Here is a 14,336-nt window from a genome sequence, read left to right as displayed (position 1 = left end):
GACAAGGTGAGCTTACCTGCCGTCCCCCAAGAGGGAACCAGCCCCCCTGGGGCGCGGACGGACGGATGAACAGGCTCCCGGGGGAGGATTCGAACCTCCGTTGACAGAACCAAAATCTGTAGTCTTGCCCCTAGACGACCCGGGAAGGGCACAACGTCCCGCTTTGCCGGATTCCGGCGACCGCCCGAATCCGCACTCAGGATACAGAGCCGACCGTTCACTGAGCATCAGTCTTTCCCAGTGATTCCCCCCTGGCCCGGGCACGCCCAGTCCTTCCGCACGGCCGCCCCGCCCGGCCCCGCGAGCCGGGCCGGGGGCGCAAGCTCACCGGAGGGGGCGGAAGAAGGCCCTGACGTCCTCGACGAGCAGGTCGGGCGCCTCCATCGCGGCGAAGCGGCCGCCGCGGTCGAACTCGGACCAGTGCACGACGTCGTGTTCGCGCCCGGCGATCCGCCGGACCCCGGCATCGCCGGGGAGGACGGCGACACCGTGCGGCAGCGCGGAATACTCGGCCGCAGCTCCCCAGGTCTTCTGTTCCTCCTTGTAGAGACGCGCGGCCGAGGCGGCGGTGCGGGTGAACCAGTGGATGCTCACGTCGGTGAGCATCTGGTCGAGGTCCACCGCGTCCTCGGGCAGATCATGGGCCGGGTCGGTCCACTCCTTGAACTTCTCCGCGATCCACGCCAGTTGCGCCGCCGGCGAGTCGTGCAGCCCGAACGCGAGGGTCTGCGGCCGGGTCGCCTGGGGATCATGTAGCCCGCTCCGTCCTGGTCCCGGTACTGGCCGAGGCGGGCGAGCTCCGCGGGGGTGAGCCACGCGCGGGAACCCCCGGTTACCGGCTCGGCGCCGGCGCCGGGCTCCCACCGCTGCTGCTCGACGACGACGAGGCGGTCGCCGTCGCCATCGGGCTGGGCACCGCCGCCGTCTCCGGCGTGGCGGGCATCCAGGAGACCTCGCTCCGCGCCCTCGCCAAGATCCAACGCCCTCGACGAGCTGGCCGCGCGGGTCGCGCGGCTCGGCGTCCCGTTCGAGGTGCACGAGCCACCCGAACTCGTCGAGCACATCCGCGCGCTCGGCGCCCGCCTCGTCGCCGCGGCCCGGCCTCGGACCACGGAAACGGGATGACCTCCGCCGCCTGGCATGTCTCTCGAGATACGGCGATTGCGGATGTTATCGAGACGGCATTGCGGGCAGGTCGCGGTGGACGCCGCGGCATCACGGCGCGGCCGGAAGCGAGTACGAGGCATTACCAGATGGCCGACCGTTGGTGCAAGGCGTGGATTCGCCACCAGATGTGGCCCGGAGCGTCACCTTCCACACATTCGCTCTTAGGGATTCCTAACTTACGATGGCGTAGGTTACGGTTGCGTAGCCAGACAATCTTTCCCATTTCGTGAGGTAGCCCATGACCGTCCTAACCGACCGCCCCTCCCCACAGCCGAAGCCCGACTTCGAACCCGAAGGCAAGAGCAAAGCCGATCTGGTCGTCTTCGCACTCGTCGTCGGCCTTCCGATCCTCGCGGTCATCGTCGCGGTGCCGTTCGCCTGGGGATGGGGCCTCGGCTGGACGGACGTCGCGATCGCCGGCGTCTTCTACGTCGTGTCCGGCCTGGGGGTCACGGTCGGGTTCCACCGCTACTTCACGCACGGCTCGTTCAAGGCCAACCGGCCCCTGAAGATCGCGCTCGGGATCGCCGGCAGCCTCTCGCTGGAGATGTCGGTGCTGGACTGGGTCGCCGCCCACCGCAAGCACCACAAGTTCTCCGACAAGGAGGGCGACCCGCACTCGCCGTGGCGGTTCGGGCCCGGCTTCAAGTCGATGTGCAAGGGCCTGCTCTACGCCCACGTGGGCTGGCTCTTCGAGGTCGAGCGCGTCAACCGCGCCAAGTACGCCCCGGACCTGCTCAAGGACCCGGACATCATGAAGCTGCACCGGTGGTTCCCCACGCTGGCGATCACCTCCCTGCTGCTCCCGCCGGCCCTCGGCGGTCTGATCACCTGGTCCTGGCAGGGCGCGCTGACCGCGTTCTTCTGGGGCACGCTGATCCGGATCGGGCTGCTGCACCACGTCACCTGGTCGATCAACTCCATCTGCCACGTCTTCGGCGAGGAGGTGTTCGAGTCGCGCGACAAGTCCCGCAACGTCTGGTGGCTGGCCATCCCCTCGTTCGGCGAGTCGTGGCACAACCTGCACCACTCCGACCCCACCTGCGCCCGGCACGGCGCACTCAAGGGCCAGATCGACCTCAGCGCGGGTCTCATCCGCTGGTTCGAGAAGGCCGGATGGGCTCACGACGTGCGCTGGCCGACTCCCGAGCGGCTGGCGGCGAAGCGCATTGCCTGACGACTCCGTCAGCGCTGACGGCAGGGCCGCTCTCCGGAACACGGCGGCCCTGACCCTCGCACCGACGTCCCCCTCACCGGCTTCCCCCACATCGGTGCCTCCTTTACCCGCGGCGTCCTCCGCACCCACGGCGCCGGCCGGCTCCGGCATCCGTACGGCCTCCGTCTCCGCGGTGGCCGTACCCGCGCTTCCGGCCATTCCCGCCGGGCAGACTCCTGCGGGGACGACTCCCGCCGAACCGGCAGCAACCGGGACCGTCCCGAGCCGGGTCCGGGCCGCCCGACCCGCCATGATGGAACCCGTGAGCGAGTCCTCTCGATCCCGCAGACGCATGACCGGCGCGGAACGGCGCGAGCAGCTGATCCAGGTCGGCCGTGCCCTGTTCGCGGACAAGGGCTTCGACGGCACCTCGGTCGAGGAGATCGCGGCCAGCGCCAAGGTGTCCAAGCCCGTGGTGTACGAGCACTTCGGCGGCAAGGAGGGCATCTACGCCGTCGTCATCGACCGGGAGATGCAGCGCCTGCTCAGCCTGGTCACCCAGGCCCTGTCGGCCTCGCACGCCCGCGTCAAGCTGGAGCGGGCCGCGCTCGCTCTTCTCCAGTACATCGAGGAGAGCAGCGAGGGCTTCCGCATCCTGGTCCGCGACTCCCACGCCGCGTCCGGGACGGGCACCTTCGCCAGCCTGATCAGCGACATCGCCAGTCAGGTGGAGGACGTGCTGGCGGACGAGTTCAAGGAGCGGGGCTACGACCCCAAGCTCGCGCCGATGTACGCCCAGATGCTCGTGGGGATGACCGCTCTCACCGGCCAGTGGTGGCTCGACGTGCGCAAACCGCGCCGCGAGGAGGTCGCCGCCCATCTGGTGAACCTGTCGTGGAACGGCCTGACGGGCCTGGACGCCAATCCGGTGCTCACCGGCGCGACGCGTGGCCTGGTCCTGTCCCCCAGCGTGGACACCCGTACGGCGAGACCCGCCGAGCGCGACTCGAAGGAGCAGGACAAGCTCCGCCGCGAGCAGGAGAAGGCACGCGAGCGCGAGCAGCGCGAACGCGCCAAGCAGCTCGAACGCCAGCAGCGCGAGCAGGAGAAGGCACGCGAGCGCGAGCAGCGCGAACGCGCCAAGGAGCTCGAACGGCAGCTGAAGGAGCAGGACAAGCTCCGCCGCGAGCAGGAGAAGGCGCAGGAGCGCGAGCAGCGGGAGCGCGCGAAGGAGCTCGAACGCCGCCAGCGCGAGCGGGCCAGGGAACTGGAACGCCTGCAGCGCGAGCGGGCCAAGGGACTCGAACGGCAGCAGCAGGGAGAGGTCTGACCGCCCGCCGCGCGGGACGACCCCCGTACGGCGGGCGCCCGCGGATCCACCGAGGGCATGCCGGCTCACGAAGACCCGGCGGCGGGCGCCGCAAGCAGGGAAAACGGCGGCCGAGCGCCATAGCCTGACGCTTTCGTTGCGACGAAGTTAACGTTCCGTTCAACGAGTTAGGGCATATTTCGTTATATGTCCGCCCAAAGCTCCCCTGCCTCTGAGCCGGAGGAGGCCGACCTCCCCGCGCACGCGCCGCTGCCCAACGATCGGTTCCTCAACCGCGAGGAGAGCTGGCTCCAGTTCAACGAGCGTGTCCTGGAGTTGGCGGAGGACTCCTCGCTGCCGCTGCTCGAACGTGTGCGGTTCCTCGCCATCTTCGCGAGCAACCTGGACGAGTTCTTCCGCGTACGGGTGGCCGGGCTCAGACGGCGGATGGCGACCGGCCTGCTGCTGCGGACGCCGGGCGGGCTGAAGCCGAGCGAGGCGCTGACGCGGATCGCGACGGTCGCCGACGACCTGGCGCGCAGGCACGCGGCGGTCTTCCACGACCGCATCTGCCCCGAGCTCGCCGAGGAGGGCATCGCGATCGTCCGGTGGGACGACCTCGCCAGGGACGAGCGGACGGCGCTGCGCAAGCTCTTCCGTGAGCGGATCCGGCCGGTGCTGACGCCGCTGGCCGTCGATCCCGCTCACCCGTTTCCGTACATCTCGGGGCTTTCCCTGAACCTCGCCGTGATGGTGCGGAACCCGGCGAACGGCCACACGGTGTTCGCTCGGGTGAAGGTCCCCTCGCAGCTCCCCCGGTTCGTGACCGCCTCGCCGAGCAGGTTCGTCCCGCTGGAGGACGTGATCGCGGCGCACCTCGGCGAGCTGTTCAAGGGCATGCAGATCGTGCAGCACCACGTCTTCCGGGTGACCAGGAACGAGGACCTGGAGATCGACGAGGACGTCACGGAGAACCTGATGAAGGCGCTGGAGCGGGAGCTGCTGCGCCGCCGGTTCGGGCCGCCGGTCCGACTGGAGGTCGAGGACACCATCACCCCCGAGGTGCTGGAACTGCTCGTCGACGAGCTGGGCGTGGCCGGCAACGAGATCTACCGTCTGCCCGGGCCGCTCGACTTAACCGGGCTGCACGCCATCGCCGACCTCGACCGTCCCGAGCTCCACTACCGGCCGTTCGTCCCCGCGGAGGCGATCAGCGCCGAGGACGACCTGTTCACCATCCTGCGCGAGCGCGACATTCTCATCCACCACCCGTACGACTCGTTCGCGACGAGCGTGCAGCGGTTCGTGGAGGAGGCGGCGGCCGATCCGGACGTGCTGGCGATCAAGCAGACCCTCTACCGGACCAGCGGCGACTCGCCGATCGTGGACGCGCTGATCGACGCGGCCGAGGCGGGCAAGCAGGTCGTGGTCGTGGTGGAGATCAAGGCGAGGTTCGACGAGCACGCGAACATCTCCTGGGCGCGCAAGCTGGAGACGGCCGGGTGCCACGTCGTGTACGGCGTGCTCGGTCTCAAGACGCACTGCAAGCTGTCGATGGTGGTCCGTCAGGAGGCGGGCGGCGAGCTGCGGCGCTACTGCCACATCGGCACCGGCAACTACAACCCCAAGACGGCCCGGCAGTACGAGGACTTCGGCCTGCTCACCGCCGACCGGCAGGTGGGCGAGGACGTCACGGACCTGTTCATCCACCTGACCGGCTACTCCCACCAGTCCGACTACCGCAGGCTGCTGGTCGCGCCCGACTCGCTGCGGCAGGGCCTGCTCACCCGGATCGAGCAGGAGATCGCCCACCGCAGGGCGGGCCGTGCGGCGCGGATCCGGATCAAGACGAACTCGCTGGTGGACGAGCCCGTCATCGACGCGTTGTACCGGGCCTCGCAGGCCGGGGTGCCGGTCGATCTGTGGGTGCGCGGCATCTGCACGCTCCGTCCTGGTGTGCCCGGCCTGTCCGAGACGATCCGCGTACGCAGCGTTCTCGGGCGGTTCCTGGAACACTCCCGGATCTACGAGTTCGGCGGCGGCCGGCGGACCGAGCTGTGGATCGGCAGCGCCGACCTGATGCGCCGCAACCTCGACCGCCGCGTCGAGGCGCTGGTGAAGGTCGCCAGCCCGGAGCATCGCAGGTATCTGTCCCACCTGCTCGACATGGCGTTCGAGGACACCACCACGGCCTGGACGCTGCACTCGGACGGCAAGTGGCTGCGCCACCGGGGCGAGGTGGATCTCCAGCACCACCTGATCGCGAGCCGCCGCTGGCGGGCCGTGGACGACGGGGCCGAATGATGGGCGGCGGCATGATCAGGGCGGCCGGCGCGGTCGTCTGGCGGGGGAACGCCGACGACCCGGAGGTCGCCGTGGTCCACCGGCCGGCGTACCGCGACTGGAGCCTGCCCAAGGGGAAGCTCAAGCACGGCGAGCACGTGATCGCGGCGGCCCTGCGCGAGGTGTGGGAGGAGACCGGCCTGCGGGTGGTGCTCGGCCGCGCGCTCCCGCCCGTGCACTACATGCGCGGCGGCCGGCTCAAGCGGGTGGACTACTGGCTCGCCCACGCTCCGGGGTACCAGCATGCGATCGGCGGCGACGGGCACGAGGTCGACGAGGTCGCCTGGCTGCCGATCGAGGAGGCGAGGCGGCGCCTCACCTACCCCTGGGACCGCAGCCTGCTGCGTGCGGTCGGCGCCGCTCCCCTCGTCACCATGCCGCTGATCCTGCTGCGGCACGCGCTGGCGGGCTCCCGGCAGGAGTGGCAGGGCGACGACGACCTGCGCCCGCTGGACCAGCACGGACACGCCCAGGCCGAGATTCTGGCCACGGTGCTGGGGGCCTACCGCCCGATCACGCTGGTCAGCTCGCACAGCAGGCGCTGCACCCAGACGCTGCGGCCGTACGCCGAGCGGCACGGGCTGGAGGTGCGCACGGAGGAGGCGCTGTCGGAGAGCGGCTACGACCCGCGCGCGGCGGAGCGCATCGTCCGCGACCTGCTGGCCGAGCCCGAGCCCGCGGTGCTCTGCAGCCACGGCAAGGTCCTGCCGGACCTGCTGGACATGGCCCGCCGGGCGCCGTACGGCACGGGCGACCGCAACCTCGCCAAGGGCGGCTTCGCCGTACTCCACCGGGCGGTGGACCGCGCGGGTGCCGCCGGCAACGGGGGTGCCATCGACGAAGCGGAGGCCGCCGACAACGCGGGTGCCGTCGACAACGCGGGTGCCGTCGACAACGCGGGTGCCGTCGACGCGGGCGAGCACGTGGTGAGCCTGGAGCGCTACACCACCTAACCCCCCGCGTGATCTTGTAATTTGTCGCAGGGACTGCCGCTGACCTTGGGAAGAACACTTCGTGATCATGCAGCCGTCGACGCCGGACGTGAGCTGACCAGGGACTATGCATTCCCTGATCTTGCACCGTGCCGGCATCTGCAAGATCACGAGGACCGTTCGGGCAGGTCAGCCAGTATTAGCTTGATCGCTTGCAAGATCACAACGGAATTCTGTGCAGCTCACCCGCCATACTTGCGACAAACTACAAGATCACGCGGAGTGGGGGAGGTGGGACCAGACGGCGGGGAACTCCTCGTGGGCCCGGGCGGCCTCGGCGCTCTCGATGCCGGCGAGCATGCCGTAGGTGAAGGTGTCCTCCCCCGCCTGCCTGGCCCGTTCGGCCTCCTCCAGCAGCACGCCCTGGGCGACGACGCCGTCCTGGTGCCGTCCGAGCACCTCCTGCACCCGCTCGGCGCGCTCGGCCCGGCCGGGCATGCCGGCGGCCTCGGCCGTGTAGCGGGCGCGCTTGGCGGCCTTGCGCACCTCGTGCATGGCCGTCTCCCGCTCCTCGCCCTCCTCAACGCGCCGCGCCGCGTCGTAGGCGTCGGTCACCCGGCGCCACGCTTTGTCCACGATCTTCGGCAGCGCCTTGTCCGCCTTCTTGGCCGCCATGGCCGTCAGCGGCGGGTCGGCGGCCAGCGCGTCGAGGGCGTCGAGCAGGGCGAAGTAACGCTCCCCGCCGAGGGCCGCCCGGATGTGCTCGTACGCGTCGTGCTCCCTGGCCCGCAGGTCGTCCCCCAGCCTGCGGCGCGCGTCCTCGGTGACGAAGCGGGGGTCGACGTCGTCGAGCCGGGCGGCGAAGCGGGCCCGGAGGACCTCCAGGTCGCGGGCCTCGCCCAGCACCTCGCCGAGCCACTTGAGCTCCTCCCGGAGCTCCTCGGTGCCGGCGACGATCCGTCTGAACGCCTTGAGCGCGCTGCGCAGACGGCGGCAGGAGACCCTGGCCTTGTGGACGGCGTCCTCCTCGGCCAGCCGCACGTACGGGTCCCGCGCGAGCAGCGCGGCGACGTGGGCGCGGAGATAGGCGGCGACGACCTCCCCGGCGGAACCGGGCTCGGGCCGGGTCACCGGCCGCGGCGCGGGTATGCGGTCACCCAGGACGCGGGCGAGCTTGCTCGCGCTGACGGCAGGAGTGGCGCCCGCCTTGCGCAGGCGCTTGGCCACCTTCTTCAGGAGGTCGCGATCGCCCTCCTTGAGCTCGGCCTCGACCTCGCGCCAGCGCCGCACCACCGGCTCGTCGCCGAGCACCGTGCCCTTGACCCGATCGTCGGCGATCTCCACGAGCACCGTGTCGCCCGGCCCGAGCAGCCGGGTGATCCCGCGACGGGTCTCCAGCTGGGCCACCGGCGCGAGCGGGGCGCCCCGCGTGTACGCAAGCACGAGGCCGGCCAGCTCGGCGGGCACCACCTTGGCGCTGCGGGTGAGCGGCCGGGTGATCTCCCGGCGCGCGCCCTTGGTTCTGGGCAGCTTGAGATGCCAGCCCTCGTCGTCCCCGCCGCGCCGCCGGCGCAGGGTGACGCCCCGGGCCGCCAGCCGCAGGTCGGGGGTGTCGAAGTAGACGGCGGTCAACCGGTGGGAAAGCGGCTCGGCCACCCCTTCGCACCCCGGCAGGCCACCGAGGCCGGGAAGGACGAAACCCTCCGGAACGTCGAACTTGTCCTCTATTTCCAGCGCCACCGTTCCCCCTTGTGGTGTCCCGGTCGGCGGTCATACTGCCACGCGAAAGTGAACAGATTTCAAAGATGCGCGGCCACGAAGATCCGCCGGAATGGAAACGGCGTGCCGTACGGCCTGGGCGGGTAGGCCTCGCGCAGAGCACGCGCGCAGTCGGCGAGGAAGGCGGCCTGCCGCCCGGCCGGCAGCCGGTCGAGCATGGGCCGCAGTGCCGTGCCCTTGATCCAGCCGAGCACCGGGTCCTCCCCCGGCAGGATGTGGGTGTACGTGGTCTCCCACGCGTCCACGACGAAGCCGAGCCCCGCGAGCAGGTCCACGTAGTCGGCCGGGTCCCCGACCGGCGTCCCCCGCCACACGTCGCCCAGCTCCTCCCGCCAGGTCGTACGGCACAGCTCGCGGACGACGGCGTGGCTCGGCGCGTGGAAGTTGCCGGGGATCTGGAAGGCGAGCCAGCCGCCCTCGGTCAGGTGGCCCCTCCACCGGCGCAGCAGGTCGGGGTGCTCCGGGATCCACTGCAGGAGCGCGTTCGAGACGATCACGTCGACCGGCCGCGGCGGGCGCCAGTCGCGGACGTCGGCCGTCTCGAACGTCGGCCCGGGCGGCGCCTTGGCGATCATCTCCGGCGAGGAGTCGACGCCGTGCACGTGGGCGCCGGGCCAGCGATCGCACAGGGTCGCCGTGAGCTCTCCGGTGCCGCAGCCGAGATCGACGACGTACCGGGGCGATCGGGCGTTCACCCGGGCGATGAGCTCGTAGAAGGGGCGGCCGCGCTCCGTCGCGTAGCGCCCGTAGACCTCCGGATCCCACATGTCCACGCCTCCATTATCTTGATGTCGAGATACTCGATATCGCGGGAGATATCTCGATGTCAAGAGAAGCTAAACTCGGCCCATGACCTTCTCGAGGCCCGCCGAGGACGAGGTGGACCGGCTGGTAGCGGCCTGGAAGCAGGAGCGCCCGGACCTGGACGTGACGCCTCTCGAAGTGCTGAGCCGCGTGTCCCGGTTGAGCCGGCACCTTGAGCGTGAGCGCCGCGCGGCCTTCGCCTCCCACGACATGGAGTCATGGGAGTTCGACGTGCTGACGGCCCTGCGTCGCGCGGGCGAGCCGTACGAGCTCAGCCCGGGGGCGCTGCTGCGCGCCACTCTTGTCACCTCGGGCACGATGACGAACCGCATCGACAGGCTCGCCGCCGCCGGCCTGGTCACCCGGCGCCCCGACCCCGAGGACCGTCGCGGCGTGCTCGTGCGGCTCACCCCTGCCGGAAGGCACCGCGTGGACGACGCCTTCGCCGACCTGCTGCGCCGGGAACGCGAGTTGCTGGCCGGTCTCGAACAGCACGAGCAGCAGGCCCTCGCCGGGCTGCTGCGCACGCTCCTGGTCCCCTTCGACACCTCCAACGGGACAGCTCACTGAGCCGGCTCCACCTCCGCCGGCTCGACAGCCGGCGGACGCCCTCCTCGCGACCCGGAAATGCCATTCTCTGCCGTTTGTCGCTTTTGACGCTTTCGACGGCGTAAGCGGCTATTCGTCACCAGCTTGCTGGCTTCACTCTCCGCAGTGACACAACTCCCCCTCGATGTGATTTTCCTCACATTTATCCCTGGACCGGTCCAGCACGGCCACCGAATGAGGGACTCTCGATGGCTACGTGATCAGCGGAGACGATGCCCGTAGACGTACGGCGGAGCCGCCGGGACGGCGCGTGGAGACCCTGTGGGCGCTGATAGCAAATTCTGAAATTTCTGTTTTCAGAGGCTTTCTTCGTTATAACTTCCATCAGTTCCTTCACTGACGCATGGGGCGCAAGTGACGCCCCACGACAGACCAGGGAGATTCACCTTGAAGCGCACTCTCGCTCTCGGCGGCGTCGCGGCCGGCCTCCTGGCCTCCGCAATCGTCGCCTCTCCGGCCCAAGCCGACGACAAGATCCCGGCCATCAACCTCGCGAAGACCAACTTCGCCGCGCAGCAGGTGGCCGCGTTCTGGTTCGGCGAGGCCCGGGCCAACCTGATCAACGCGACGCCGTACAACGTCGAGACCAAGCTCCCGACCAAGCACGTCTCGACCGGCGGGACCTCCGCCAGCAGCAAGGCGGGCGTCGTCGGCTCCAGCGGCGACCAGAAGGCCTCCACCGGCAACCTGAAGAACGTCAACCTCCCCCGCACCGTGGGCAAGGTGTTCTTCATCGGCGCCGACCACAGGCCGCACTGGTGCTCGGCCACCTCGGTGCAGAGCGGGTACAAGAACCTGGTGGCGACCGCCGGTCACTGTGTCTACGACACGGCGAGCAACAAGGCCACGCTCGACAAGTGGGTCTTCATCCCGGGTTACTACCAGGGCAAGACCCCGTGGGGCATCTACGTCGGCAAGACCGCCTACACCCACTACGACTACGACGTCTACGAGGACGGCGACCGCGACTACGCGTTCGTGACGGTCTACAACGGCGTCCAGGTCACCGACGTCAGCTACGACCGGTACGGCCGCGACGACCACCGCGGACACAACCACGGGCGCGACGACCACCACGGCCGCGACGACCACCACGGCCGCGACGACCACCACGGCCGCGACGACCACCACGGGCGCGACGACCACCGTGGACGCGGTCACGACGACCGCTCGTACGTCAAGCGTCTGTCCGTGGACGAGTTCAAGGCCCTGAACAGGGGCAGGGACCTCACCGGCAACGGCCCCTGGGCCAAGGGCACGGGCGTCGAGACCCGCGAGATCAGCGAGCGCCAGTACAACAGCCGTTTCGACTCCTACGAGAGCGGCGACGGCAAGACGCTGTACTTCCGCAAGAAGGTCTGGGACCGCGACGACCACGGCCACGGCGGACCGGGTCACGGCCCCAGGGCTGCCGCGGACGACGTCACCCTCCTGAAGGTCGGCGGCAACGACGGGGACAGGGGCCGCCCCGGGCACACCCCCTCCCCCTCGCCGTCCGCCACGCCTTCGCCGAGCCCCTCGCCGTCGGCCTCGGCCTCCCCGTCCCCGTCGCCGAGTGCCACCCCGACCGGCAAGCCGACCGGCAAGCCGGACTGGTGCGACGACGACCGTGGTCCCCGCAGCAACTTCGGGGGCGACAACGAGCGCGGGCGCGGCGGCAAGGACCACTGCGACGACAACAACCACCGGCCGAAGTACAAGTACTACGCCCGGACGTTCTGGGCGAAGTCGGTCCGCAACGACCACAAGCCGCACGGCACGCTGAAGATCACCCTGAAGGACGTGGGGCGTCTCGGCGACAACGTCGGCGGTCAGGGCCTGGCCTACAACCAGAAGATCGGCACGAACGTCTTCGTGTTCGGTTACCCGAGCGGGTCGCACCCGGACGGCAACTACGCCTTCACCGGCCAGACCCTCAAGTGGGCGTACGGCAAGACCTTCAAGGTGAGCGTCCCGTCCGTCAAGGGCGAGGAGCTCGTCGGGGTCAAGACCTCGTTCACGGGCGAGGGCTCGATCGGCTCGTCCTGGCTGTTCCGCTACAGCAGCGCCAAGCGCCTCGGTTACCTGAACGGTGTGACCATCGGCCTGGGCGACGTGGACGGCAACAGCCGCATCGACACCAGCATCTCGCCGTACTTCGACGGTGAGACCCTGGCCGTCTACCAGTACGCCGCGAAGTTCCACTCCGGCCGCATCGTCTGAGTGTTCTGACTCCTGACGGCGTCAGGAAGGGCCCGGATGGCTTGTCCATCCGGGCCCTTTCGTTTTTTCCGGAGACTCCCCGGACGCGCCGTCTCCTCTGCGGTCTCCTGCGCGCCGCGAGCCGCTGTCATCCGCGTGATCCGGGTCCCACCGCACGCGTCGGTGTCTCCCCGTGCGCCCCGGCCGCCCAAGACGGCCGCCAGAGCCCCCTCTGAGGGCCGTACGGCCGGCCTTGAGGGCTGTGCCACGCCCGGATCCGGCCACCTGAATTGCCGCGCGCAGCCGCGGTAGGCCCGCTTTCCTCTCCCTCCGGCCTTGACCAAGGCGGTCATGGACTTCGCTGCCGATGAATCGGGACGCGGCTGAATACCGATTGGACCGATGCAATAACCAATGGCGTTTGTTCGGACCGGTCCAAATTCTCTGCCGCGGCCGACGTCTCCGTACCGGCGAGCGCGACGAGATGTCCGCCCGTGAGATTCCGTGGATCAGCGGCGTACGCGGAGGCGTCGGGACGGCGGGAGCGGCCCGTGCCGGACGTGCGAGGCCGGCTCCGCGACACGGCCGAATGGCACCTGACCTGCGACATAAGCCCTCGAAACAGGCCAAAGCCCGTCATCGCGGCAACGTCCCCCACGTCCGCTGCCCACCTCCACCGACGGGCCGATTTGGACGCGATCCCCGCGCTGCCGGTTTCATTCAAACCTGTGATTTAGCTCACATTCGAGGCTGAACGGCGCCGTCAGGAAGATTGATGCACGACGTAAATGATCAGGCAAAACGCGTCCGCACGGCGTGACGGGGGTGCCGCCGGCACCCGGGCGGAGGCCGCGAATGCTCTTACACCTCACGAAACTCTCCTATAGCTTTCTTCTCGATCCTTCACTGACGGATGGGGCGCAAGTGGCGTCCCACGACAGACCTGGGAGAAATCCATGAAGCGCACCCTCGCTCTGGGCGGGATCGCGGCGGGCCTGCTGGCCGCTGCCGCCGTCGCCGCGCCGGCTCAGGCCGACACCGACGTCGCCCCGCCCGTTAACCTGGCCAACACGAACTTCGCCGCCAAGCAGGTCGCCGCGTTCTGGTACGGCCAGGCCAAGGCCAACCTGATCAACGCCACGCCGTACAACGTCGAGACGACCGTGCCGTCCAAGCACGTGTCGACCGGTGGCGCCTCGGCCGACAGCAAGGCCGGCGTGGTGGGCTCGAGCGGTGACCAGAAGGCCACCACGAGCAACCTGAAGAACGTCAACCTGCCGAAGACCACCGGCAAGGTGTTCTTCATCGGTGGCGACGGCAAGCCGCACTGGTGCTCCGCGACCGCTGTCCAGAGCCAGTGGAAGAACCTGGTCGCCACCGCGGGTCACTGCGTCTACGACACGGTGAGCAACAAGAACACCCTCGACAAGTGGGTGTTCATCCCGGGTTACTACCAGGGCAAGACCCCGTGGGGCATCTACGTCGGTAAGACCGCGTACACCCACTACGACTTCGACGTGTACGAGGACGGCGACCGCGACTACGCGTTCGTGACGGTCTACAACGGCGTCCAGGTCACCGGCGCGTCGGTGGACAAGGTCAAGAACTGGGTGGACAACCGCACGTTCGAGACCAAGGCCGAGGCCGAGAAGGCCCAGAAGGAGCTGGAGCTCAAGAGCACCGGCTTCGCGGGCAAGATCGTGCCCGTGGTGGACTACACCAAGCGCGTCCGCCTCCACACGCCGGACTCGCAGAAGGCCCCCGCCACCAAGGCTCAGCTCGGCGGCAACGTCCCGGCGAACCAGGCCACCCTGGAGAACCAGGCCAAGGAGCACGGCACGTCCACCTACCAGGACAGGACGTGGGGCACCGAGGTCACCCGGGTCTCCAAGGAGGAGTTCGGCAACGGCGGCTGGTCGGCCGACGGCAAGGCCTTCTACTTCGCCAAGGACAACGGCTGGTACAAGGCGACCTACTGGGGCAACTTCGACGTCGACTACAGGCTCCGTGGTCACCTCGTCGACATCGCGCTGAAGGACGTCGGCACCCTGGGTGC

The 14,336-nt window shown here is 69.4% G+C and carries 11 protein-coding genes, 1 tRNA gene and 1 pseudogene; 9 read left to right on the top strand and 4 right to left on the bottom strand.

Features of this window, described 5'->3' with window-relative positions; all coding sequences use genetic code 11:
- Window positions 1–74: 74 nt before the first annotated feature.
- A tRNA-Gln gene (locus tag AAH991_RS17270) sits at window positions 75–145 on the bottom strand.
- A 179-nt stretch (window positions 146–324) separates the two neighbouring features.
- Window positions 325–816 (bottom strand): hypothetical protein, encoded by a 492-nt coding sequence (locus AAH991_RS17265; RefSeq protein ID WP_346226856.1) that lies wholly within the window; start codon window positions 814–816, stop codon window positions 325–327.
- A 14-nt stretch (window positions 817–830) separates the two neighbouring features.
- Here AAH991_RS17265 and AAH991_RS17260 point away from each other — a divergent pair.
- From AAH991_RS17260 to AAH991_RS17240, 6 genes and pseudogenes are all read left to right on the top strand, one after another.
- Window positions 831–977 (top strand): annotated as a pseudogene (locus tag AAH991_RS17260) (DNA-binding transcriptional regulator); the annotation flags it as partial.
- Window positions 978–993: 16 nt separating this feature from the next.
- Entirely contained in the window at window positions 994–1,125 is a 132-nt protein-coding gene (locus AAH991_RS40630) for a hypothetical protein (RefSeq protein ID WP_507185150.1), read from the top strand.
- A gap of 280 nt (window positions 1,126–1,405) precedes the next feature.
- On the top strand, window positions 1,406–2,344 hold the full coding sequence (locus AAH991_RS17255; RefSeq protein ID WP_346226855.1) for an acyl-CoA desaturase: 939 nt from the start codon (window positions 1,406–1,408) through the stop codon (window positions 2,342–2,344).
- A 292-nt stretch (window positions 2,345–2,636) separates the two neighbouring features.
- The gene (locus AAH991_RS17250) at window positions 2,637–3,653 is read left to right on the top strand and encodes a TetR/AcrR family transcriptional regulator (protein WP_346227019.1); all 1,017 of its coding nucleotides are present in this window, start codon (window positions 2,637–2,639) and stop codon (window positions 3,651–3,653) included.
- A gap of 186 nt (window positions 3,654–3,839) precedes the next feature.
- Complete coding sequence (locus tag AAH991_RS17245) at window positions 3,840–5,936, top strand: RNA degradosome polyphosphate kinase (RefSeq protein ID WP_346226854.1); 2,097 nt, start codon at window positions 3,840–3,842, stop codon at window positions 5,934–5,936.
- Window positions 5,937–5,947: 11 nt separating this feature from the next.
- Complete coding sequence (locus AAH991_RS17240; RefSeq protein WP_346226853.1) at window positions 5,948–6,928, top strand: NUDIX hydrolase; 981 nt, start codon at window positions 5,948–5,950, stop codon at window positions 6,926–6,928.
- A gap of 252 nt (window positions 6,929–7,180) precedes the next feature.
- Here AAH991_RS17240 and AAH991_RS17235 read toward each other — a convergent pair whose 3' ends face one another.
- Window positions 7,181–8,647, bottom strand: coding sequence for a CYTH and CHAD domain-containing protein (locus AAH991_RS17235; RefSeq protein ID WP_346226852.1), 1,467 nt, complete (start codon window positions 8,645–8,647; stop codon window positions 7,181–7,183).
- 59 nt (window positions 8,648–8,706) lie between these two features.
- Window positions 8,707–9,453, bottom strand: a complete 747-nt coding sequence (locus tag AAH991_RS17230) for a trans-aconitate 2-methyltransferase (protein WP_346227018.1) — start codon at window positions 9,451–9,453, stop codon at window positions 8,707–8,709.
- 82 nt (window positions 9,454–9,535) lie between these two features.
- On the opposite strand from AAH991_RS17230, the gene AAH991_RS17225 reads away from it, so the two are divergent.
- The 3 genes from AAH991_RS17225 to AAH991_RS17215 all read left to right on the top strand — a co-directional run.
- Complete coding sequence (locus AAH991_RS17225; RefSeq protein WP_346226851.1) at window positions 9,536–10,060, top strand: MarR family winged helix-turn-helix transcriptional regulator; 525 nt, start codon at window positions 9,536–9,538, stop codon at window positions 10,058–10,060.
- A gap of 426 nt (window positions 10,061–10,486) precedes the next feature.
- A complete protein-coding gene (locus tag AAH991_RS17220) occupies window positions 10,487–12,301 on the top strand; it encodes a trypsin-like serine peptidase (RefSeq protein WP_346226850.1) in 1,815 nt (604 codons plus the stop codon).
- Between the two features lie 935 nt (window positions 12,302–13,236).
- Window positions 13,237–14,336 (top strand): trypsin-like serine peptidase (locus AAH991_RS17215; RefSeq protein WP_346226849.1); only part of this gene is annotated, 1,100 nt, incomplete at its 3' end.

The sequence above is a fragment of the Microbispora sp. ZYX-F-249 genome (assembly GCF_039649665.1).
In the GTDB taxonomy this organism is placed as follows: Bacteria; Actinomycetota; Actinomycetes; order Streptosporangiales; family Streptosporangiaceae; genus Microbispora; species Microbispora maris.
The sequence above is the reverse complement of the archived record's forward strand: the minus strand, read 5'-3'. Positions and strand labels throughout refer to the sequence as shown.